Source organism: Pelagibacterium luteolum, assembly GCF_900100665.1.
Lineage (GTDB): Bacteria > Pseudomonadota > Alphaproteobacteria > Rhizobiales > Devosiaceae > Pelagibacterium > Pelagibacterium luteolum.
The window spans coordinates 20,072-42,077 of the sequence record NZ_FNCS01000009.1; the positions used below are offsets into that span (position 1 = coordinate 20,072).

Consider the following 22,006-nt stretch of genomic DNA (forward strand, 5'->3'; position numbering starts at 1 on the left):
TTCAAAAGGAGGAAAACCATGAAGAATATAGTTCTCGGCACAGCGGCCATCCTGGCCATGACGACGACGGCTTCGGCGGCAGAATGGACCTACGCCCACTACAACCAGCCAACCCACGAACTCCATCTTGGCGTGGCGCTCGAAATGGCCCAGGATGTTGAGGAAGCGACCGATGGAGAACTGACCATCCGGGTCTTTCCCTCGGGCGAATTGGGCGCGGGTCCCGCTCAGCAATATACGCGTGCACTTGACGGCATCGCCGATGTCACCCAAGGCCTTGTGGCCAGCGACACGTTCCCGCTGCCGCGCACCATGCTGATGGAATTGCCGAACCTGTTCGACACCCCCCAGGAAGCCGTCGACGTGCTCTGGGAAAACATCGAACTGTTCGAACCCGATTTCCAGGGAACGAAGGTGATGGCTCTGTTCCCCAACAACCCCGCGGCACTCGTCCTCAACCGGCCCGTGAGCTCACCCGCCGATCTTGAAGGGCTCAACATCCGCGCATCTTCGGCCATCGGGGCCGGCATTATGGAGGCATGGGGCGCGACCCCTGTGACGATGCCGGCGGGCGATCTCTACAATGCCCTCCAGACCGGCGTGATTGACGGCGCTCTGATCGGCATCGACGGGATCAACGCCTATCGTCTGCAGGAAGTGGCCAGCCATGTCATCACCAACATACCTGGCAACATCACGATGTTCTATGTCGTGGCCAATCGTGACAGCTGGGATGGCTTGTCCGAAGATGTTCAGGCTGAAGTCCTTGAGGTCACCGAGCATGCGCTCAGCATGAAAGGTGCCGACGCCTTCACCGTGTCGGGCGAGGAAGCCATCGAGGCCATCAATGCGTCCGGCAACACCGAGATCGTCGAACTGACCGCCGAACAGCGGGCACTCTTTGCTGAACCGCTGCCGGCCATGGTCGAAAATTATCTCGACCAGGTGAGTGCTGCCGAGGGGTTTGACGCGCAGGAAATCTATACCGCGATTTCCCAGTAACGCCTTAAAAATCCGACCGTATGGCGCTGTTCTGGCGCCATACGGTCAAGTTCGCACAGGGAGGTTACGTTGGTTCGCTTTGCATCCGTCCTATCGGCGCTCAATGCCGCGCTCGCTCTGCTGGCGGGCTTTTTGCTCGTTTCGCTCGTCGGATTGACAGCCGTCAATGTCATTCTTCGGTACTTTTTCAGTTCGGCGGTGTTTGGGGCATTCGATCTGCTGCAGGCGGGCGTCGCCACTGTCATTTTTTTGGCGATGCCGTATTGCACCTGGCGCGATGGACACGTGGCTGTTGATATTGCCTACAATTTGTTCTCGAAGATCGTCCAACGCTGCGTTCTGGCCATGTCTGATCTGATCTCCGGGACGGTCCTTGGACTCTTGGCCTATCGCTCAGCCACCGCGATGGTGTCTGCGTTCAATTATGGCGAGCGATCATCCTTACTCGGCATTCCCTTTGCCCCTCTCTGGGGCTTTATCGCCTTTGGCGCAGCCTTGGGCGCAGTGTCGTGCGCGGGTCGGCTGCTGCTCAACGCGACCAACAATTTGCACCTCGTGCCAGGCACTAGCGAAGAAGAGATCGTTCAATGAGCGCGTTCACCATTGGTCTGATTGGGATCGCTGTTCTTTTCGCGTTGCTTGCACTCCGTACGCCTGTCGGTTTCGCGATGGCCGCCGTTGGATTGGCAGGTATCACGATTTTGCAGAACGAGAGAGCCGCTCTTGCGACCTTTTCGACGGAAACATTTGAGCTGGCGCTCAAGCTCGATCTCATAATCATCCCGTTTTTCGTTCTGATGGGCAATCTAGCTGGCGTGAGCGGCCTGAGCCGCAATCTCTATGACGCTGCCTATGCCTGGATTGGCCACCGCCGCGGCGGGCTGGCCTCGGCCACCATTTTGGGCTGCACCGGATTTTCCGCGTTGAGCGGCTCGTCCGTTGCTTCTGCAGTCACGATGGGTCAGGTCGCCTTGCCCGAAATGCGGCGCTACAAATATGACGAAGGTTTTTCCGCAGCCTCGGTCGCCGCGGGGGGAACGCTCGGCATTCTCATTCCGCCCTCGACAGGTTTCGTTCTCTATGCGCTCCTGACCGAGCAGTCGATCGGCCAGCTTTTCGTGGCCGGCATTCTGCCCGGCATCTTGCTGATGGGCCTGTTTCTCGTAACCATCGCAATTGTCGCCTCGCTGCGGCCATCGGTGGCGCCATCGGGTGAGCGGTTGACCTCGCAGGAGCGGCGTTCGGCAACGTTGAAGGCTTTGCCGTTCCTGCTGGTCGTGGTCGGAACGGTGGGCGGCATCTATGCGGGCATTTTTACGCCCATGGAGTCGGCAGCCATCGGTGTTGTCGCGACCCTGGCGATCGCCTTGTGGAGACGGTCGCTCACGCCGTCCAATTTTTCACGCATCGTTCGCCAGACTGTCTCGACGACAGTGATGTGCTACACGATCATCATCGGGGCCAACGTTCTCAACCCGTTTCTTGCCCGGTCGGGCCTGACATCCTGGGTTTCCGAGACCGTCCTGAGCCTGCCGATGGGCGCGACCGCGACGCTTCTGCTCATCCTTCTGGTCTTCGTGCTGCTTGGCACGTTCATGGAAGGTTTCGCGATGCTGGTGCTCTTGGTGCCGATCTTTTTCCCGGTCATCATGGCATTGGGCGTGGACCCGATCTTTTTTGGCGTCTTGGTCGTCATCGCCCTTGAGATTGGACTGATCACGCCGCCGGTCGGTATCAACGTGTTCGTCGTCAAGGCACTCGTTCCACACGTGGCTTCCACGCGAATATTTCTCGGTATCCTGCCGTTCGTGGTCGCGATGCTGATTGGCATGGGCTTGCTCTTGCTCTTTCCACAAATCGCACTCTTCTTGCCGAGTACGATGTTTCGTTGACCGATGTACCACACAGTAACCAATTTCTGAGGGCTGCCTCTGTCGTGTAAAGCGCCATAAGATCGGGTCCAGATGTCATCCCACGGTCTGGATACCGTAAGTTAATCTCTCGTCCAGATTGTTGGGCTAGAGGCCGCAGTATTCGATTGTTTCGCAGCCTTCGCTGCAACCGGCATCGCTGTCTTATATATCGTAGGGCCGACGGACGTCAGCTTACCCCATTTGGTTGGCCAGAACCGGCCGGTCCGATGTCGGCCCCGCGGCTGCCGGTCTCAGCGTTTCTCCTTTGGCCAATCACGGCCAAAGGAGAACTCAAATGGGATACTCACGATATGATGCTGCAGCCCGAGGACGGGCTGCATGGAATGCTGGAAAGACGGTCGGGACCAAACGCCCTCTGACACAGAAGCAGATCTGGGCGATCCGTTTCTTCTTGGATCGAGAAGGTCGGGTTCGAGATCGTGCCCTGTTCGACCTCGCCATCGACAGCAAGCTTCGCGGATGCGATCTGGTCAAGATCAAGACTGGCGACTTGGTCACAGGGCCGGAAATTCGAACACGGGCAATGGTCGTCCAACAAAAGACCGGACGTCCTGTCCAATTCGAATTGACCAGCGATGTGCGTGCCAGTCTATTGGCGTGGCTCGAACGGCGTGGGGGCAGTGTCGATGATCATGCTTTCCCAAGCCGAGTCGACCACGCACATCACATGAGCACGCGACAGTATGCGCGTCTGGTCGATGAATGGGTGACTGCGATCGGACTCCGCTCATCTGACTACGGCACACATTCGTTGCGAAGAACGAAAGCGGCCATGATCTACAAGGCAACCGGCAATCTGCGCGCCATCCAGATCCTGCTCGGACACACCAAGATCGAGAACACCGTGCGGTATCTCGGCGTGGATATCGAGGATGCTCTGCTTCTTGCCGAACGAACCGAAATCTGAACTTGGAGCGGTCATTCAATCACAATGGATGACCGCTTCGTGCAACTGGCGCTGTGTCCACCACATCCCCAACGGGGTGGACTGCTGTCAATCCGCTTATGGGGTTTCATGTGGGGAAAGCGGACATGGCTAAGCCGACGTGCCTTTCCATGGGGCGGGGATGACGCTGCCGCCATGCCGAGGCCGTCCTTCTGCGTTGCCCTGGCTTCTGGCATGGCGGCACAATCGACCTTGCTACTTCATCCCATATCCAATCGGTATTCATTCAGATCAACGCGCGTATGAACGCTCCGATCAGATCGTCGGCCTCGACGTCATCGGGGATCCGCCCCTGTAGCGCGAAACCGGACCAGAGGGCGGAAAATCCGAGCGACATCAACCTCGGCGGCAGTTTCGTCTCCACGCCATATTGCTTTCGGATTGCTTCGATAGCGTGCGCGATGGAGGCATGCTGAACGGCACGCAATCGGTTGTAAGTCGCCGCAAACTCATGATCTCTTAGCGCGTGAACCTGGAATTCGAGCATCACCAGTGTTCCGGCTCTGTCGTCCTGCATGGATTTGAGCCAAGCGCCCAGTCGCTCCATGATCACTTCGAGCGGCCCTTCCCCGAGCAGAATGGCCTCCATCCTGTCCAGCCGGACCTGCATGTGTTTTTCCAATACTGCCTCGAGAAGAGCGTTGCGCGTTGCAAAATTGGAGTAAAAGGCGCCCTGCGTGTAGCCGGCACGCTCCGCGATGCGGCGCACGGAGGCGCCGGAAATTCCGTTCTCGAAAATCTCGGCGTTCGCGGAAGCGATTAGCGCTTCGCGCGTCATCTGCTTTCTGTCGGCGTGTCTCATCATACTCTTCCTGATCGATGCTTTCCATATTTACATATCACTTGACATGTAAATATCAACTGATATGTACGTATGCATCGGATCAAGGATGCCATTGTCATGAAATCGAGAATCGCCTTCATTATTGCCATCGTCGTGCTCGCAGGCGTTGCGGCCCTGTCCATATGGGCTTCCCTGGCGCCTGCCACCGTTCTTGTTCAGGGCGAGGTGGAGGCTACGCGTGTGGATATCGCGCCCCGGGCGTCGGGCCAAGTGGCCGCGGTGCATGTCAATGAAGGCGAACGCGTCGAAGCTGGCACGCTACTGGTCGAACTCGACAGTCCCCAACTCATGGCAGGTCTGGCCTCGGCTGAAGCTGCGGCGCGGGTCGCGCAAGCCGACCGCGAGCGCATCAACAGCACCCGTCCCGAGGTCATCGAAGCCCGTGAGGCCGAACTCGCGAAGGCTCAGGCCGATCTCGAACTCGCCCAGCAGACCTATGATCGCCTCGTAGCGCTGACCGAACGTTCGGTCGCTTCCCAGCAGCAGCTCGACAACGCCGGAAATTCGCTCTCCGCCGCTCGCGCCGGAGTCACGGCGGCTCAAGCCAACCTGACCCTTGCAGTCAACGGCGCCAGCCCCGAGGAGCGCGCGGTCGCCGACGCGCAGTTGCAGCAGGCCGAAGCCGCCCTCAACCAGATCCGCACCGATGTCGGGGAGTTGTCCGTCTTCGCGCCGATCTCGGGCGAAGTGGTCAGCCGGGTCGCCGAGGTCGGAGCGCTCGCTGCCTCGGGCGCTCCGCTTCTGTCCATCGTCGATCTGGACGATGTCTGGTTCACGTTCAATCTGCGCGAGGATTTTCTGGACGGTTTGCAAGTCGGAGATGTGCTATTGGCCGGCGTTCCCGCCGTCGGCCGGGATGGCGTACAGGTAAGCGTCACCTCGATCAGCGCACTGGGCGCATACGCCAACTGGCGGGCGACGCGGGCGACGGGGGATTTCGATCTGCGCACCTTCCAGATCCGCGCCCGCCCGGTTGAACCCATCGAAGGCCTGCGCCCCGGCATGAGCGCCATCATCGACTGGCAGGCCGGTCATGCTGGCCGCTGAAAAAGCGGTGCGGCCGGGGGTTATGCGGGTGGCCCAGCGCGAGTTGTGCCGCATCGCCCGCCGTCCCGCGCTGTCCTTTTTCGTTCTGGCCTTACCGCTTCTGGTCTTTCTCATGCTCGCCTCGATCTTCCGGGCCGGCGTGCCTGCCGGCCTGCCGGTGGCAGTGCTCGACCTCGATCGTAGCGCTCTTTCCCGCCAGATCGTGCAGGCGGTGGACGCGATGCCCGAAGTCGCGGTCGCTCATCGCCCGCTCGATCTTTCCGAGGCGCGGCACCTGGTTCTGAGCGGGCAGGCCTATGGCGTGGTGCTGTTGCCGGCCGAACTGGAGCGCGACGTGCGCGCCGGCCGTCGCCCGGAGGTGGTGCTGTTCTACAATAACCAGTTCATGACTCCCGGCAGCGCCGTGGCGCGAAGCATGCAGACCGCGCTCGCCAATGTGAACGCCGGGATCGCGGTTTCCATGCGCGTCGCGCAAGGCGAACCCGACCATCAGGCGATACAGGCGGTCAATCCCATCCCCGTGCAGCAAAGCCCGCTCTTCAATCCCACACTGGACTATGTCCACTTCCTGCTGGCCGCCCTGATGCCCGCCGCGCTGCAAATCTTCATTTGCGCCGCGACCGCCTATACCGTCGCGCTCGAGCAGTTGAGGCCGGGCAGGTTGAGAGCCATGACGCGGCTCGGCGGCGGGTTGATGCCTGCGATGCTCGGCAAACTTTTGCCCTACACCGTCATTTTCGCGACCGTCCTCGCCCTTGGCGACGCTTTGCTGCTCTTTGTCTATGACATGCCGTTCAATGGCAGCATGCCGGTCTATCTGACCGGCAGCCTCCTGTTCATCATCGCCTATCAGATGATCGGGGTGGTTTTCGGTCTGGCCGCCTCGTCGATTTCGCTTGCGCTCGGCGCAGCCGGCATCTTCACCGCGCCGGCCTTCGGGTTCATCGGGGTCAGCTTTCCCCGTCTCGCCATGCACGGTTTCGCGACGTTCTGGAGCGTCCTCATGCCACTCACCTGGTATATGGATCTCCGCGTGGACCAGATGCTGCGCGGCGTGCCGGTGGATATCTCGCTCGCTTCCCTCGGGGCTCTGGGGTGGTCGGCTCTGGCCTATGCGGTCCTCGCGGCGCTGCTGCTGGTCATCCGGCGGCCCCGCGACGCCTCCAGAGAGATGAAGGAGGCCTCGGTATGAAAGCGTGGTTCGAAGAATTCCAGGATGCCTTTTCGGCGATATTCAAGGACCGGGCCGCCTTCTCGATCATGGTTCTGGCGATCATCGTCTATGGCCTGCTTTATCCTCAGCCCTATCTGGGCGAGGTGGTGCGCGAGGCGCCCATCGTTGTGGTCGATCAGGACAATTCCGTCACGTCCCGGGAGTTGCTGCGCCGTATCGGCGCCTATGACACTGTGCAGATCGCCGGCTCGGTTCCCGACATGGTGGCCGCGCGCAGGGCGCTTCAGGCCAGGCAAGCCTTCGCCATCCTCGTCATTCCCGAATTCTTCGAGCGCGACCTTCTGGCCGGGCGTAGCGCGCCGGTCGCCGCTTATGGCGATGCCAGCTATTTCCTGCTCTACAACACCACCATGACGGCCATCACCTCCGCCGCCCGCGAAACGGGAGCAGAAATCGCCGCCAGACGCATGGTGCAGCAAGGCAAGGGTGCTCGGGCGGCTGCCAGCATCCAGCCCATGACCGTGACGGCGGTGCCGCTGTTCAATCCCCAGGGGGGCTACGCCAGCTATGTCGTTCCCGCCTCGGTGGTCCTCATCCTGCAACAGACCCTTTTGATTGGGGTCGCGCTTCTGAACGCCGGTGCGGCAAACGCCCGCCACAGCGTCCGGCCGTTTGCCGTCCTCACCGCGCGGGTCGCGGCCTACAGCCTGCTTTATGGCATATGGATGCTGGCCTATCTGGTGTTGCTGCCGGTCATTCTGGGCATGCCGCGCATCGGCGGCCTGCTCGATCTTTTCATTCTCGGCGTCCCCTTCATTCTCGCGACCATTTTTCTTGGGCTTGTCTTGTCCATGGTCCTGCCAGTGCGTGAATGGGCGATCCTGGCCATGATGGCCATGGGCATCCCGCTATTCTTCCTGTCGGGCGTGGCATGGCCGATCGAGATGCTGCCGCAATGGATGCAACAGGTTGCGCTCGTGGCCCCTAGCACCTCGGCCATTCCTGGCATGGTGCGCATCAATCAGATGGGCGCCTCATGGCAGGACCTCACCCCTCAGGTGGCGACGCTCTGGATTCTGACTGCCGCATATGCCGCGGTCGTCCTCGCCGGACTGCGCTTGTTGCGCGGCAGACACGGACTGCCGGGTCAAGCCGTGCTCGACAGTTGAAGGGCGGCAGGTCAGCCTACACGGCTGCCCAACCCTTGCTCGCGCGCAGCCTGTCGCCCGTAGCCATGCCGTTGATGTAGCGGCGATCAGGATTAATCGAACGATGTCTGCTTTTGCGGAGAGGCGGACGTACTCGCTATGGCCGAGATGGCGTCGGGTGCCGAATGTCGGCTTTCCTCAATTCCTCGACAGAACCGGACCGACTGCAAACGGCCCCTTTGCTGATAAAGAAACGCGTGCTTTTGCTTGGCCAAAATAGCAAGGAAATTTGATCGCGGTGATCCGGTATGGGGTGGGCAGCAGACCGATGGGCTTCAGCCGAGAATATTCGAAAGCCGCCCCTCATCTCGCTATGAGATTCGTCACAACGGGCGACCAACTCGTGCCATTGAACCGCCCCGGGTTTGCCGGAGGCTCCAACTTCTGAGAAAGTGGAGCCGACATGAGCAAGACAACGAACAAATTTGCGCCTGAAGTGCGCGAGCGAGCCATTCGTATGGTTCTGGACCACCAGGGGGAATATCGGTCCCGGTGGGCTGCAGTTTCCTCCATCGCTGCCAAGATCGGATGCTCACCAGCTACGTTGTACGACTGGGTCAAGAAGACCGAGGTCGACACTGGCAAGAGGGCGGGCCTGCCTAGCGATGTGGCCGAGAAGATGAAGGCTCTCGAGCGGGAGAACCGGGAGCTGCGGCAAGCTAACGAGATCCTGCGCAAAGCCTCCGCATATTTCGCCCAGGCGGAGCTCGACCGCCCGTTCAAGCGATGATCGCCTTCATTGATGAGCACCGGGATGCTTATGGGGTCGAGCCGATCTGCAGGGTTCTGCCGATCGCCCCATCAAGCTACCACGAACGGATTGCTCAACGCCGAGATGCCTCGCGACTGTCGGCTCGTGCCCAGCGCGATGAAGCCCTCAAGCCAGAGGTTAAGCGGGTCTTTGACGAGAACTTCGGGGTTTACGGCGTACGCAAGGTCTGGCGGCAGATGAAGCGGGAAGGCTTTGATATCGCCCGATGTAGCGTTGCACGGTTGATGCGCGATCTGGGCTTGCAAGGTGTAATCCGGGGCAAACCGGTGCGCACAACGATCAGCGACAAGGCAGCGCCGTGCCCCCTCGATCACGTCAATCGCCAGTTCCACGCTCCGGCGCCCAACAGGCTCTGGGTCTCCGATTTTACCTATGTAGCGACTTGGACTGGGTTTGCCTATGTGGCCTTTGTGATCGACGTCTACGCCCGCTATATCGTGGGGTGGCGGGTCAGCCGCACCGCCCATGCCAGCTTCGTTCTGGACGCCCTCGAGCAAGCCATCCACGACCGCCGCCCCATCCATCGCGGGGGTCTGGTTCATCATTCGGATCGCGGATCGCAATATGTCAGCATTCGCTATACCGAGCGCTTGGCTGAGGCCGGCATCGAACCGTCAGTCGGCAGCGTTGGAGACAGTTACGACAACGCTTTGGCCGAGACTATCAATGGTCTCTACAAGGCAGAGGTGATCCATCCAAGGGCGCCATGGCGGACCATTGAAGCAGTGGAGTTCGCCACCCTCGAATGGGTGGACTGGTTCAATCACCGCCGACTCCTCGAGCCCATCGGCAACATCCCGCCAGCCGAGGCCGAGGCAAACTTCTACGCGGCACTGGAACAATCGGCCATGGCCGCATAACTTAAACCGAAAGGCCTCCGACAGACCCGGGGCGGTTCAGTCCGATTACGGCCATCGATGCCACGGGCAAGATTGTTACCATGGCTGAGAATTTTTCGGAAAAGTATGGCATCGAGGCCATTGGCGTCAAAATGTCAGCACAAGAGCAAGAGCAGGTCCTTTTGCGTGAGGCTGCTGCCGGAAACGTTCAGACCGACGTCTTCAACATGAGCAATCTTCCCTCAGTCACTTCACAAATCTTGCCTCAGGGCATCGGCATAAGCTGGTTCCCGCCCGACCTGGCCGACGTCATCCCAGACAACTACCAGAACCCGGCGATAACTAGTTTGAATCCCTGGGTCTGGTCCTATAATACCGACGTGCACACTGAAGGGTGCCCCGTGGACAACATGTGGGCGCTCACCGAGCCTGAATGGCAGGGCCGCGTGGCGATCCCGGATCCCCAGCTGCGTGCCGAAACCATGTTCTGGTTCAATCAGCTGGAGACCAATGCCGATGGTGCGATGGCACAGGCTTATGAGGCGTTTTTTGGCGAGCCATTGGAAACAGATGAAGCCAGCGCGACTGCAGAATGGGTTAGAAGGTTCGCTGCCAACCAGCCCACGGTAACACGGTCGGATTCAGACGTTGGGCCGATTGTTGGGGCCCAGGTCAGGAAAGTCCGTTTATGGGCTTTGTCAGCGCCGCGATTTTTGGGGATGCTGTCGAAGATGGCTATGGCATGGGTATCTGCGAAGGCATGGAGCCTTTCGTCGGACAGCTGACGCCACGCGTTGCCGTTATTGCTGCCGGCACGCAGCATCCAAACGCCGCAAAGCTATTCGTACACTACATCATGACTGAAGAAGGCATGGCACCGCAGCTGGGAGATGGGAAGCTCTCGACGAACACGGAAGCGCGCATGCCAGAAGGTGAGCCTTCAGGCGTGTTCGACGTCGTGGATCAGTTGCATGTAACTGATTCCGCCACAACTGAAAGCGACTTCGCTCGCCTGCAAGAGTGGCAGGATTTCTGGATCGTCAAATCTCGCTGAGTAAATTCAAGGGGGCAGGCGCGAGAGTTCGCCCCCTTGTCCTTATTATGTCCTGAACTTGATGATTGACGCTCGAATCGAATGTGGCCTTCAGGGCAGCGTGCACTTGATGGGAATCTTTCATAGCGCAGTGCTCGTCATTTCGGAGAATAGGTTAGCAGGGGCATGTCAAACTCCGGGCCGCGTCGTCATCAGACCTTGCTAAGATGGCGACTGACTCAACTTCTCGGACGGGTTCCAAACATCGGCTTTGTCCGCATCCACGCCAGAACCGGCCAGTCCACTGTCGGTCCCGTTTTCGCCAGTTGGCAGCGCGCCCTCACTTCCAAGATTTGGGCCGCCATGACGCTTTGCTGAAGGCTGCCGGTTCGCTTCGACCACGGTAGCGAAATGGCGGCGAGCCCCGCGCGTCCATACCATCTGCCTGGACCGCCATCGTGCACATAGGTGATGTTTCGATGACTTTGGACCTATATCGCCGTCGCGGTCCCGCCCCCAACAAGGATGCAGACCGCAAGGGGCAATAACGACAGTTGATCCCTTGGGCGATTCACAGAATTTGTCGCGTAGCGACCAGCCGCACCCCGGCTCGCATCGAACCTTCATTCACCTTTGCATGGTCGCTCTGTAACGCTATGCTAAATGGCTTCCACAGTTCCGCCTGATACCATGCCCCGCTCTATGGTAAGTGTTTCATCGGCGACTGATGACAACAGATCGGGACTGGATTCGGTGATCATATAGGCAATGTCGCGTTTTTCTGCCTTGAGCCGCTTGAGCGCCCTTGCATAGTCAAGCGCCAGCGCTGGAGCGAGTCCCTGAAACGGCTCGTCGAGCAACAGCACGCGATCAGCGACCATGAGAGCCCGTCCAAGAGCGACCATCTTGCCCTGACCTCCTGAGACGCTGCCCCCCGGCCGAGCGTCGAGCGTTTCTAGCTGGGGTATGAGCGCGTAGGTCTCATCGAGACGACGTTTGCGTTCCGCGGGTGCCATATTGAGCGCCAGTGCAGGAAGGAGAATGTTTTCACGCACGGAAAACTCTGCGATCAAGCGCCGATCTTCGGGAGCATAGCCAATTCCCAGAGGAGCTCTAGCGAAAGCCGGTTTGTCCAGCAGAGCATCGCCCGCCAGCGACACAGTGCCCGAAACGACAGGTAGAAGGCCCATAATGGCGCGAAGGGTGGTTGTTTTGCCGGCCCCATTTCTGCCGATCAGGACCGTTGTCTTGCCAGATTCGAGGGTGAAGCTGATGCCGCGCAGTACCTGCACGCCTTCGATTTCGACTTCGAGATTATCAACCTTGAGCATCATGCAACCCCCACAACAGTTTCCACGACGCGGGGATCCTGAAGAACCTCCGCCGGCTTGCCTTGCGCAAGAATGGACCCGCTGTTCCACACCAACACTCGGTCGGCGTAGCGCTCAACGATTTCCATGTCGTGTTCGACAAAGAGCGCGGTCAAGCCCTTGGTGCGCATAGCGTTCATGAGCGTTTCCATGATGGAGAACCGCTCCAACGCGCTCACACCGCTTGTCGGCTCGTCGAGAAGCAACAGGCGTGGCTTGAGTGCGAGCGCCAAAGTGATGTCGGCTAGCTTTCTCAGCCCCTCAGGCAGGGTGCCGGCGATCGCATCGGCATGAGCCGATAGTCCCAGCAGTTCGAGCAGCTCATCGGCCTCTTCTTGATACCTGCGACGTGCCAATGGCTTTAGGCCATCCCAAACACCTTGGCGAGAGGCGATGCCCAGCAGCAGGTTGCTCCGTACTGTCTGGTCTGTGAAAAGCTGGGGAATCTGAAACGCGCGTGCAATACCCTGCCGCGCGATCCTGCGGGGCGCCCAGCCGGTGATCGGCTCACCTTCAAGGTACACCTCGCCCGAGACGGGGCGAATGTAGCCGGTGCACAGATTGAGGAAAGTTGTTTTCCCCGAACCATTGGGTCCGATGATGGCAAGAAACTCGCCTTTTTCGATTTCCAGGCTGACATTGTCCGCCGCTTTGATGCCAGCGAATGCAATGGTCAAGCTTTCTGCCTTCAGGAGGGGCTGGCTCATGACTTGTTCTCCCCGAGCTTGGCGCTAGACGTTTTATCCGCCGACTTGGTGACCAGGCCGTATAGGCCCTGTGGCAGGAAGAAAATGACCAGCAGCAGCGTTGCGCCCATGATTAGGTTCCAGGCGTTATGGGCAACGCCAACTGCGACGGTGTGGACGATCTCGAGAAAGATCGACCCGATGAACGGTCCAGCAACGCCGCCGATCCCGCCCAGAACAGCGGTCAAGACCAAGTGGCCAGATTCGGTCCAATAGGCGTATTCCGGTAGGACATGGCCGATCGAGACCGCGGCAATGGCGCCACCAAGGCCGGCCAGCGCTGCTGAAATCGTGTAGGCGATCAAGAGTACAGACCAAGCCGACACACCCAGATATTCGAGACGCACTTCGTTGGTATGAATAGCGCCGACTGCGTGTCCGAGAGGGCTTTTCAGGAACTGAACGCCTAGGCCAGCGATGATGGCCATGAGCGCCAGCGCGACGTAGAACAAAACGATATCGAAGCCGGCCTTGGTAAGGGTCGTGCCCAACACCGTTGGGACGGGCACGCGCAAGCCATCGGTGCCGCCCGTTATGCCATAGAGTTTGGAGAGCAGGGCGAAGAACACCATCGAGACAGCAAGATTGAGCATCGCGAAAAAGATCGCGCGATAGCGAACCAAATAGGCCCCGACAAGGGCGCCGATAGCGGCCGTGACCAAGGTGGATGCGATAAGGAGCACGAACAGGTCCGATATTCCAGACCACAGGACGATAAAGGCGGCGGTGTACGCACCGGCCGCATAAAACATGGCGTGTCCAATCGAGATCAGACCGGCACGCAGAAGCAGGGCCACGCCGACTGCCGCAAATCCCTTTGCAATGGCGATGGTGAGCACGAATTGAAGCCAGGGGGCAGCGAAGGGGACGATGGCCAGGGCGGCAAAAGCAGCCGCGAAAAGTGCATAGATGATTTTCATCAGATCTTCCTCGTCGTGGCGGTGCCAAATAGCCCGTTAGGGCGAACCAGCAATACGGCGAGCATCACCAGGAAGGGGGCAACGGTGTCGAATGCGGGGGCGTAATAAACCGCGAGGACTTTCGCGCCAGCCACAATGATCGACGCCACTGCAGCCCCTTCGATTTGTCCCAATCCGCCGATGGCGGCGACTGCAAATGCCAGCACCATGGTTTCGGCACCAAGGCCGGGGGCAACGCCAGTCGTTGGCGTGGCAAGGGCACCACCGAGCGCTGCAAGAAACACCCCAAGCGTAAAGGCAAGCACGAAGGCGCGGTCGGTGTTGATACCCATAGCGAGGGAGACTTCACGGTCGGCGACAACGGCGACAAGCAAACGGCCCAGGCGGGTGTGCTTGATGAGAAACCGCATGCCGAACAGAACAGCCAGCGCGAGCACGATGAGGAGCAGCTGATAATTGAGATAGAAGATTCCGCCAATCTCAGTTACCCCCAGAAGCGCCATGGGAGTGTCCTGATAGATCGAGCGCACACCAAAAACGAGGCGCTGCAGGTCTTCCAGGATCAGGAATAGACCGAACGTCACCAGGATCTGAATCGCTTCATGCCTGCCATATGTCCAACGTATCAGCGTGCGTTCGACAAGCGGACCGAGGACCATGGCAACGAGCGCCGCGCTCAGAAGCAGCGCAGGGAAAGAAAGCCAAGGGTTTAGGCCTGCGCTGATGAGCCAAAGGCCCATACTGGCGGCAATATAGGCTCCAATTGAGTAGAAGCTGCCATGGGCAACATTGAGGATGCGCTGAACGCTGAAGACCAGAGTCAGGCCGACGGCCACGAAAAATATAAGCGCGGCGTTGGCAAGTGCGTCCATGATCAGCGGCAAGGCCATATCAAGCATATCTTGTCCATCCGTGAGGTCTGCACCGCTTGGGTGCCGGTGGCGCGGAGCCTGTCCCCTCAAAAGGACAAGGCTCCGTGCGCACGCCGTTAGTTATAGGAGCCAGGCTCGGGAAGCGTCTCGAGGAACTCTGGTGTGAGGGTCTCGATCCACGCAATCGGATCTTCTCCCAAAGGTGCCATCAGGGCTTCGCCGTCGTACCGCACCATATTGGTGATGACTGAGAAGTCGTAGGTTTCCGAAGGTCCAGTGACGCCAATCACCTGATCAACGTATCCGTCGTTGTCCTCGCGCAGACGCGCAGTGCCTGTAAACGTAGCAGTTTCGAGGCCCTCGAGGGCTGCGGCGATCTCATCGCGTGAAGGCCATTCGCCATCATTGGCCTCGATCGCGGCTTCATAGGCCGCTTTCATAACCATGAAGCTATTGGCCATTTTCATGGTGGGAAACACCGGATACTCGCCAAAGCGGTTCGAATATTCCTCAGCGAAGGCCACGGTATCCTCGTTGGCCTGGGCGTGGGGTGTGAGCCAATATCCGTCACCGAGCATGCCGACGATCACACCGTCTGGCAGATCGATACGCTGGAGGATGGTCTCGCCGAGCGCCAGGACAGTCTGGCTTTGCGTGAGAAGGCCGCGCGGCTGGGCCTGACGGACGAAGTTTTCGAGATCTGCACCCCAGAGGTTGGAAAAGATGGCGTCCGGGCGAGCGGCCGATAGGCGAGATACTTCGGTCTGGTAGCTCGAAGCGCCAAGGCTCGGGAAGAGCTCAGCGACAATTTCGACATCGGGCTTAAAGGCGCGGAAGGCCGCCTTAACGATCTCGGCGGCGTCATGGCCAAATGCATAGTCAGGATTGATGATTGCGACTCGTTCGATGTCGGGATTGACCTGAAGCAGGTAAGCGACATAGGCCACAAATTCGGGAATGGTGTTCCCATTGGGCCGGAACGTGTAGTCGAGCTGTTGGTCCAAAAAGAGCTGGTGCGTATCGCAGTTCCAGCCGATCGTTGGCATTTGCATTTGCTCGGCAACGGGCGCCAATGCAAGACAGTTGCTCGAAGAAAGTGCTGCGATCATCACCTGATAACTGGTTTCACCAGCAAGACGGCGATATTCGGCAATGACCCCTTCGGCCCCTTGGGCTTCGTCAACGATCGTCGCTCTGAGAGGCACTCCATCAATGCCGCCGGCGGCGTTGATCAGGTCGACCATCAGCTCGGCTCCTTGGGCGCCGGGCTGGCCATAGGCTGCTGGAGCACCAGAAGTGAACGTAAAGACCCCCACGTCGATCTGCTCGGGTTTGTCCTGAGCCATGGCCTGGGTTGCGAGGACCAGAGACGCCATCAGCGTCCCAGCAGTGCGTACGATATGTTTCATTCCCTGTCCTTCCTTTGCAAGCGGTCGACCTTTCCCTACGGCCAAATAAAACGCTTGTGAAATATCACAAGATCATTACCATGCATTGCTGTCAAGCATCTTTGGTGATGCAGACCATTCGCTACAACCCAAGGAGGAGCCGAAATGGTGGCACTCAATATGACTGTGGACAGCCAAACGGGCGAGCGCGCAGTACGGTTTAATATCGACGCTCTTGTCATAGCTGGCTGGGCCGGTCGCAATCGCGAGGCAATGGAACACCATATTGCCGAGCTGGAGGCGCTCGGCATCGCGCGGCCCAAAGCAACACCAACGTTCTACAGGGTTTCGCCCTCCCGGTTGAACAGTGATCCTGTCGTCCAGGCGACCGGTGAGAATTCGAGCGGCGAGGCCGAGCTGGTTTTGATTGCTGCTGATGGAGACCTTTTCGTCGCTCTGGGTTCCGATCATACCGATCGCAAAGTCGAAGCCTATGGAGTGACGGTCTCGAAACAGATGTGCGACAAGCCAGTGGCGGACCGTGTATGGCCGTTTAGCGAAGTCGCTGACCACTGGGACTCATTGATATTGCGCAGCTATGTAATTGAGGATGGCGAACGCGTGCTCTATCAGGAGGGGAGTGTGGACGGGCTTCTTGATCCGCGCGATCTGATCAAACGATATACAGGCACTGACACGCTCGCTGATGGCACAGCAATGTTTTGCGGCACGCTGCCGGCAATTGGAGGCGTAAGGAGCTTTACAACCTTTGAGGCTGAGGTCGAGGATCCGAAACTGAGCCGGACGATCTCGTTCCGCTACGATATCGCGATCCTCGAAGATGTAGGGTAGGCCGAATAGATGGGCGCGGAGGACATTCGATGAAAACCGTTGGCAAAAGGGTTTCGCTCCGCGACACCGCTTATGATGAGATACGCAAGCTCATAGTGACGTGTGAACTCCGCCCCGGGCAGCCTTTGACGGTCACGGACCTGGCTGAGGCTCTCAACATTGGGAGAACGCCGGTGATTCAGGCGATCGACCGGTTGGCTGTCGATGGACTCGTCGACGTTATGCCCCGCAAGGGGATCGTGGTCAGTCCCGTCAGTCTCGATGATTTCATGGAGGTTATCGAGATGCGTATGGTCAATGAGACGGCCGCCGTCCGTTGGGCGGCCGAAAGGGCAAGTCGCGCCGAGATTGCCATGATGGAGGCCAATCTTGCAGGCATCTGGCAGGCGGCCAAGGACCGCAATATTGACGAGTTCATTTCGCTCGACCGCGATTTCCATCGCTTGATCACGCAATCGGCCAGCAACCGTATCCTAGGAGATGTGCTCTCCAGTCTCCATGACAAGGCGTTGCGGTTCTGGTTCATCTCGCTCAAGGCACCCGATCACAATATTCGGGTTTGCGAGCAACATGCGGCAGTCATTGAAGGCATAAAGTCGGGCAATCTCGACGTTGCGGAAAAAGCGATGCGCGAACACATCGCTTCTTTCCAGATGAACGCAACGAGCCAGATCATGCGTGCCTGATCGAGTTTAGCCCCTCAATATCGCTTCGGCAGAGTGCGCAATACCCAGCAACGATCTGTCGCCGCCGTGGGACCCCATTAGATTCATGCCAACCGGCATGCCGCCACCGACCGGAATAGGGATCGAGATAGCGCAGCGGTCGAGAAAATTGGCCACTGTCGGATTGCGAAGAGCCAAGAGGTTCGCGCGTCCATAGGCTTGTTCATCCTCCAGTTCTGTAAGCGTCGGAGCGACGAAAGGCGTCGTGGGGAATATTACGGCGTCATAGGGCGCGGTCGCACTGTTTGCCGCTTTGATCATCTCTTGGCGAATGTTCAAAAGGCGCTCATATTCGCCCGGTTCCTGTTGCAAGGCTTTCTCGATACGCACACTGACCCGCGGGTCGTATAGCTCGGCCGACGAGGCGAGCAGCTCCTGGTGGACGATCAGAGCCTCGTGAGCAACGATACCGCCGCGCGCGTTGAGTTCGGGCAGTCGGTCAAGGTCCTCGAGCCTGATTTCTTCAATCGTCACACCGGCGTCTGCCAAGCGGTCTATTGCTACCGAGAATGCGTGAGACACTTCCGCTTCAACGTCATCGGTTACGTAATTGACCAGAACTGCCAATTTCAGCTTTGACGGCTTGACCTGATCGGGGGCAGCTGGTTGATCGCCGGCCATGATCGCGTCAAGCAGCGCGCAGCATTCCACGCTGGCACCAATCGGACCAATGCTGTCGAGGGATTTCGACAGGGGATAGGCCCCATTCAGGGGGACGCGCGACGCCGTCGGTTTAAAACCAGTCAGGCCACACAAGGCGGCGGGTATGCGACAAGAGCCGCCCGTGTCGGTGCCGATGGCGGCGGCAGCCATATTTCGGGCGACCGAGACGGCTGCGCCCGATGACGAGCCGCCGGGGATGCTTTGTGTCGTGGGATCGGCCGGGTTGGCGGGCGTTCCATAATGGGGATTGATGCCAAGACCGGAATAGGCGAACTCGGTCATGTTGGTGTGCCCGAGGATGATCAGCCCGGCCGCCCGCAGCCGCTTGACGATTTCTGCGTCTTGTCGGGCCGGTGCGGCACTTTTTAGAATGGTCGAACCGGCCGTCGTCACCAATCCTTCGACGTCAAACAATGCCTTTATTGAAATTGGGATGCCGGCGAGAGGTGAAGGGGACTTCCCTTCGGCGCGAAGATCATCGACGCGCTGGGCATCGGCCAGTGCGCGGTCTCGGTCGAGAGCGAGAAATACTGGCGCATTAGGGTCGTCGGAGTTCTCGATGGTTTCCAGATACTGCGTGACCAAGGAGAGGCTCGTTGCCTCTCCCTTTTCGAGTTTGCGCGCGAGTTCCGAGAGCGTCACCATTTTGGTTAGCCTTCGTCGTAGTAATGGATTTCGAGCAGGACACACCCTTGCTCCGACTTGAAGGGACCGTGATAGGCCCCCGGGGGGCGACACGCATAGGTGTTGGGTGAGAAGCTTTCACCACCTTTCCCGTTCTCGTCGTTCCCCACCGTGAGATCACCTGAAACCAAATAGACTTCCTCCCAGTAGTCGTGGACGAATGGTTTGGTGGTGAACACGCCTGGTGCAAACCGCAAGAGGCGCGTGCGGTTGCCAGACTTTGCGTCTTCATCGAGAGCGCCTGCGAGAATTTTCTGTTCGATTCCCTCAGGATAGCCGGCCGGGACGTGCCAACCTTCTGTGCCCATGTCGACGGGGAAAAATTCAAGATGCTGCTTGTTGATAGCCATTTTGGTTCCTTACGCCGCTGATGATTTGGTTGTGTTGAGCTCGTCCTCGAGCGAATAGCTGTCGAGCATGCGATCGACCAACTGGGTGCAGCTGTCCCAGTCAAACGAGCGGAAGCTATGCCCCTTGGTGACAAAATTGGCGCCCGCATAAAACATTTCGTACTGGCTATGACGGGAAGCAAACTCCGAGCCCACGGCGTCCCATGCAAGCTTGAAGAATTTCACGCGGCCTTCGGACGATGACGTCGGCGATTGCTGGGTTTTGCCAATGAGCTCGCGCAATTCTGGATCGGCAAAATCCTCGACGGATGAGGGCAACATGATCAGACCACCGCCCGCCAGTTCGCGCAGAGTCGTGATGACCTGCCCGTAGAGCTCTTGGGTGAGAACCTGAGCTGAATAGAGCGTGTGCGTGTCGGGGATGAAATAGCCGTTCCGCGATTGTCCCTTGATCTCCATTGCATGAACGAGAGAATCCACGAGATTGTTCTGGGCGGCCAGCTTTCCCAGCGTCTCCTTGACTGGAGGAAAATTGATGATGCCGTTGGTATCGGCTATTTTGCGGGCGATACCGACCAAGAACCGCATTTTGACCATGAGGCGGATCTGGGCCTGGTAGTTTTGGTAGACGTGAGCCGGGGTGGCCATGAATTGTTTCATGCACATCGCCGTGTCCTGGTTTACAAAGACCCGGTCCCAGGGAACCTTGACGTCATCAAAATATAGAACAGCGTCATTTTCGTCGAACCGACTGGCGAGCGGGTAGTCATAGACGCTGGTTGCAGCTTGTTCGTACGAGCGGCGCGAAAGGATCTTTAGACCCTTTGCATTCATGGGAATAGCAAAGGAAACGGCGTACGGCTCTTCGCCCTCACGCAAGGGCTGAATGCAGGTCACAAAGACCTCATTGGCCATGATTCCGCCCGTCGCGAGCATCTTTGCCCCACGAATGGTCAAACCTTCGGCATCCTGATCAACCACCCCGGCAGTAAGGAACGGATCCTGCTGCTCATTGGCGGCCTTGGAACGATCAGCCTGGGGATTAATAATCACGTAGGTGAGGTAGAGCTCATTGTCCCGCGCATAGCGATAATATTCGGCCAAGGCCTTGGCGCGGTTGCTGTCGTAGGACTCGAAGACGTCGATTCCCATATACATGCCCGAGATACACGATGCGACGTGGTCCGGGGCTCGCCCCAGAAAGCCACCATGAATTTCGGTCCATGCCACCAGCGCTTTCCGGCGCTCGACCAGCTCCCCGTATGACCTGGGCAGCTGCCAAATCCGGTTGGCTCTCAAGTCACTGTTTTCACCGACCTGATAGGTCATCAAGTCCAAATTTTCGGGGCGCGACTGGAAATCATAAAGCTTGCCCGTCGACTGGACGGTTCTGCGAAAGGCGGGATGGACGCTAACATCGCCCGCATGTTCGCCGTTGATATAGACGGAACGACCGTCATTAAGTGATGCAATGTGTTGAGCGCCGGTCTTAACCATGGCGACGTCCTCCTTTGGGGTCAGTAGTGAATTGCGAGCGGCCAAGGGGCCACGTCTTGTGTTTGTTCTAGCTTTGCGTAGCGTCCCTTGGAGAAAACCAGGGGGCGGCGGTCGGGGGTTGAGCGCATCTCAATCACTTCCACGATGAAGAGGATGTGATCCCCGCCATCATGGGTTGCCCACGGACGACACTCAAAGACGGCGGCGACGCCGGCCAGAACGGGGGCCTCGGCAAACCCTCTGTGAAAATGGGTGCCCTCCCATTTGTTAGAGCCGGCACGGGCAAATCGGTTGGAAATTGCCTGTTGGTTGTCGGAAAGGATGTTGATCGCAAATCCCTTGGCCTGCTCCCAATGGGGGAGGCTTAAGGCGCGTTTATCCACGCTGAACAAGACAAGCGGGGGGGCGAGCGAGAGGGAATTGAACGAACTCATCGTCATCCCACAATCTTCGCCGTCACCGCGGCAAGTTACGATGCAGACGCCCGTTGGGAATTGGCCCAGCGCCTGACGCATTTCGCGGGGATCAATGCTTGTGGATGCCGAAGCGCTCATTGATCGCTCCTTTCCGTGCCCACAAGGTAGTCCGAGAGCAGGACTGCCTTTTCCGCGCTCGCCCGCAGAGAGGCTGCCAGTTGCCGCACGAGGGCGTAGTTGGCGGCAAACACCGGTTCAAACAGCAGGTCGTTGACTTCCTGCTGTATGGGCGCCAGCTGAGACAGAAGAGCAGTGCCTTTGTCCGAGACACGCAGATGAACACGGCGCTGGTCGTCGGGATTGGGAGTCTTGGTCACAAGTCCCAATTTTACGAGCTTTGTCGTTTCGCTGGTTACAAATGGCGGGGAAAACGCGAGGTGATCGGCGAGAGCTCGCACGCCAACTCCGCGTTCCGACTGTAGCTGCCTGATGCTGATAAGCAGAGTGTACTGGACCCCCGAAAGGCCGACAAACGCTCCAAATCGGGAGCGGATTTGCTCGAGCCGGGCCGAAAAGGCCAGCAAGTTGTGCACCATCTCGCGGAACGCATCATCCTTGCCAGCAATCAAAAGGTCCTCCCGTCCCACCGTGGGTTCGAATTGAATGTCCTGTTCCACCTTCGCCTCCCATGGATAGTGTGTGAACATAATTAAGTTAGTTAAGT

General features: G+C 58.7%; 23 protein-coding genes and 1 other annotated feature. Of the genes, 12 read left to right on the forward strand and 11 right to left on the reverse strand.

Annotated elements, in window-relative coordinates; translation table 11 throughout:
* The first annotated feature begins 18 nt into the window (after nucleotides 1–18).
* The 4 genes from BLR31_RS13930 (at nucleotide 19) to BLR31_RS13945 (ending at nucleotide 3,843) form a co-directional block, all read left to right on the forward strand.
* Nucleotides 19–1,002 carry a TRAP transporter substrate-binding protein gene (locus BLR31_RS13930; protein WP_090597313.1) on the forward strand — a complete coding sequence of 328 codons (984 nt, stop codon included), beginning with the start codon at nucleotides 19–21 and terminating at the stop codon, nucleotides 1,000–1,002.
* 69 nt (nucleotides 1,003–1,071) lie between these two features.
* The gene (locus BLR31_RS13935) at nucleotides 1,072–1,593 is read left to right on the forward strand and encodes a TRAP transporter small permease (RefSeq protein ID WP_176762670.1); all 522 of its coding nucleotides are present in this window, start codon (nucleotides 1,072–1,074) and stop codon (nucleotides 1,591–1,593) included.
* Nucleotides 1,590–2,894 (forward strand): TRAP transporter large permease, encoded by a 1,305-nt coding sequence (locus BLR31_RS13940; protein WP_090597315.1) that lies wholly within the window; start codon nucleotides 1,590–1,592, stop codon nucleotides 2,892–2,894. Before BLR31_RS13935 ends, BLR31_RS13940 begins: the two co-directional genes overlap by 4 nt.
* Nucleotides 2,895–3,210: 316 nt before the next feature.
* Nucleotides 3,211–3,843 carry a tyrosine-type recombinase/integrase gene (locus BLR31_RS13945; RefSeq protein WP_090597316.1) on the forward strand — a complete coding sequence of 211 codons (633 nt, stop codon included), beginning with the start codon at nucleotides 3,211–3,213 and terminating at the stop codon, nucleotides 3,841–3,843.
* 265 nt (nucleotides 3,844–4,108) lie between these two features.
* Here BLR31_RS13945 and BLR31_RS13950 read toward each other — a convergent pair whose 3' ends face one another.
* On the reverse strand, nucleotides 4,109–4,684 hold the full coding sequence (locus tag BLR31_RS13950) for a TetR/AcrR family transcriptional regulator (protein WP_176762671.1): 576 nt from the start codon (nucleotides 4,682–4,684) through the stop codon (nucleotides 4,109–4,111).
* 99 nt (nucleotides 4,685–4,783) lie between these two features.
* Here BLR31_RS13950 and BLR31_RS13955 point away from each other — a divergent pair, with 99 nt between their 5' ends.
* The 6 genes from BLR31_RS13955 (at nucleotide 4,784) to BLR31_RS22050 (ending at nucleotide 10,820) form a co-directional block, all read left to right on the forward strand.
* Nucleotides 4,784–5,773: an HlyD family secretion protein gene (locus tag BLR31_RS13955; protein ID WP_024897181.1), complete on the forward strand. Its 990-nt coding sequence runs from the start codon at nucleotides 4,784–4,786 to the stop codon at nucleotides 5,771–5,773.
* Nucleotides 5,760–6,965 (forward strand): ABC transporter permease, encoded by a 1,206-nt coding sequence (locus BLR31_RS13960; RefSeq protein ID WP_084486783.1) that lies wholly within the window; start codon nucleotides 5,760–5,762, stop codon nucleotides 6,963–6,965. Before BLR31_RS13955 ends, BLR31_RS13960 begins: the two co-directional genes overlap by 14 nt.
* A complete protein-coding gene (locus tag BLR31_RS13965; protein WP_090597318.1) occupies nucleotides 6,962–8,116 on the forward strand; it encodes an ABC transporter permease in 1,155 nt (384 codons plus the stop codon). Before BLR31_RS13960 ends, BLR31_RS13965 begins: the two co-directional genes overlap by 4 nt.
* A 442-nt stretch (nucleotides 8,117–8,558) precedes the next feature.
* Nucleotides 8,559–9,787 (forward strand): IS3 family transposase gene (locus tag BLR31_RS13970; protein WP_090597319.1). Its coding sequence is split into 2 segments (ribosomal slippage): nucleotides 8,559–8,850 and nucleotides 8,850–9,787, totalling 1,230 coding nucleotides; the frame shifts between segments, so codons are not numbered across the junction.
* Nucleotides 8,840–8,956, forward strand: a sequence feature (AL1L pseudoknot). (Overlaps the previous gene by 117 nt.)
* Before the next feature lie 80 nt (nucleotides 9,788–9,867).
* The gene (locus tag BLR31_RS13975; RefSeq protein WP_244505069.1) at nucleotides 9,868–10,551 is read left to right on the forward strand and encodes an ABC transporter substrate-binding protein; all 684 of its coding nucleotides are present in this window, start codon (nucleotides 9,868–9,870) and stop codon (nucleotides 10,549–10,551) included.
* On the forward strand, nucleotides 10,509–10,820 hold the full coding sequence (locus BLR31_RS22050) for a hypothetical protein (RefSeq protein ID WP_244505070.1): 312 nt from the start codon (nucleotides 10,509–10,511) through the stop codon (nucleotides 10,818–10,820). Before BLR31_RS13975 ends, BLR31_RS22050 begins: the two co-directional genes overlap by 43 nt.
* A 638-nt stretch (nucleotides 10,821–11,458) precedes the next feature.
* On the opposite strand, the gene BLR31_RS13980 is transcribed toward BLR31_RS22050, so the two are convergent.
* The 5 genes from BLR31_RS13980 to BLR31_RS14000 form a co-directional block, all read right to left on the reverse strand.
* Nucleotides 11,459–12,130, reverse strand: a complete 672-nt coding sequence (locus BLR31_RS13980) for an ABC transporter ATP-binding protein (protein WP_090597428.1) — start codon at nucleotides 12,128–12,130, stop codon at nucleotides 11,459–11,461.
* Entirely contained in the window at nucleotides 12,130–12,876 is a 747-nt protein-coding gene (locus tag BLR31_RS13985) for an ABC transporter ATP-binding protein (protein ID WP_090597320.1), read from the reverse strand. The genes BLR31_RS13980 and BLR31_RS13985 overlap by 1 nt, the downstream gene beginning before the upstream one ends.
* On the reverse strand, nucleotides 12,873–13,835 hold the full coding sequence (locus BLR31_RS13990) for a branched-chain amino acid ABC transporter permease (protein WP_090597321.1): 963 nt from the start codon (nucleotides 13,833–13,835) through the stop codon (nucleotides 12,873–12,875). Before BLR31_RS13990 ends, BLR31_RS13985 begins: the two co-directional genes overlap by 4 nt.
* Nucleotides 13,835–14,734 carry a branched-chain amino acid ABC transporter permease gene (locus tag BLR31_RS13995; protein ID WP_090597322.1) on the reverse strand — a complete coding sequence of 300 codons (900 nt, stop codon included), beginning with the start codon at nucleotides 14,732–14,734 and terminating at the stop codon, nucleotides 13,835–13,837. The genes BLR31_RS13990 and BLR31_RS13995 overlap by 1 nt, the downstream gene beginning before the upstream one ends.
* Nucleotides 14,735–14,823: 89 nt before the next feature.
* Complete coding sequence (locus BLR31_RS14000) at nucleotides 14,824–16,116, reverse strand: ABC transporter substrate-binding protein (RefSeq protein ID WP_090597323.1); 1,293 nt, start codon at nucleotides 16,114–16,116, stop codon at nucleotides 14,824–14,826.
* 144 nt (nucleotides 16,117–16,260) lie between these two features.
* Between BLR31_RS14000 and BLR31_RS14005 the strand changes: the two genes are divergently transcribed.
* Both BLR31_RS14005 and BLR31_RS14010 read left to right on the forward strand, forming a co-directional pair.
* Nucleotides 16,261–16,947, forward strand: a complete 687-nt coding sequence (locus BLR31_RS14005) for a DUF2848 domain-containing protein (RefSeq protein ID WP_176762672.1) — start codon at nucleotides 16,261–16,263, stop codon at nucleotides 16,945–16,947.
* A gap of 29 nt (nucleotides 16,948–16,976) precedes the next feature.
* Nucleotides 16,977–17,633, forward strand: coding sequence for a GntR family transcriptional regulator (locus BLR31_RS14010; protein ID WP_090597324.1), 657 nt, complete (start codon nucleotides 16,977–16,979; stop codon nucleotides 17,631–17,633).
* Between the two features lie 6 nt (nucleotides 17,634–17,639).
* On the opposite strand, the gene BLR31_RS14015 is transcribed toward BLR31_RS14010, so the two are convergent.
* Genes BLR31_RS14015 through BLR31_RS14035 form a run of 5 tightly spaced genes read right to left on the reverse strand, consistent with a single transcriptional unit; the run spans nucleotide 17,640 to nucleotide 21,959 of the window.
* The gene (locus BLR31_RS14015) at nucleotides 17,640–18,980 is read right to left on the reverse strand and encodes an amidase (RefSeq protein ID WP_090597325.1); all 1,341 of its coding nucleotides are present in this window, start codon (nucleotides 18,978–18,980) and stop codon (nucleotides 17,640–17,642) included.
* A 5-nt stretch (nucleotides 18,981–18,985) separates the two neighbouring features.
* A complete protein-coding gene (locus tag BLR31_RS14020; RefSeq protein WP_090597326.1) occupies nucleotides 18,986–19,369 on the reverse strand; it encodes a cupin domain-containing protein in 384 nt (127 codons plus the stop codon).
* A 9-nt stretch (nucleotides 19,370–19,378) separates the two neighbouring features.
* Nucleotides 19,379–20,866 carry a 4-hydroxyphenylacetate 3-hydroxylase family protein gene (locus BLR31_RS14025; RefSeq protein WP_090597327.1) on the reverse strand — a complete coding sequence of 496 codons (1,488 nt, stop codon included), beginning with the start codon at nucleotides 20,864–20,866 and terminating at the stop codon, nucleotides 19,379–19,381.
* Between the two features lie 20 nt (nucleotides 20,867–20,886).
* Nucleotides 20,887–21,420, reverse strand: coding sequence for a flavin reductase family protein (locus BLR31_RS14030; RefSeq protein WP_244505071.1), 534 nt, complete (start codon nucleotides 21,418–21,420; stop codon nucleotides 20,887–20,889).
* Nucleotides 21,417–21,959, reverse strand: coding sequence for a MarR family winged helix-turn-helix transcriptional regulator (locus tag BLR31_RS14035; protein ID WP_244505072.1), 543 nt, complete (start codon nucleotides 21,957–21,959; stop codon nucleotides 21,417–21,419). The genes BLR31_RS14030 and BLR31_RS14035 overlap by 4 nt, the downstream gene beginning before the upstream one ends.
* Nucleotides 21,960–22,006: the final 47 nt, after the last annotated feature.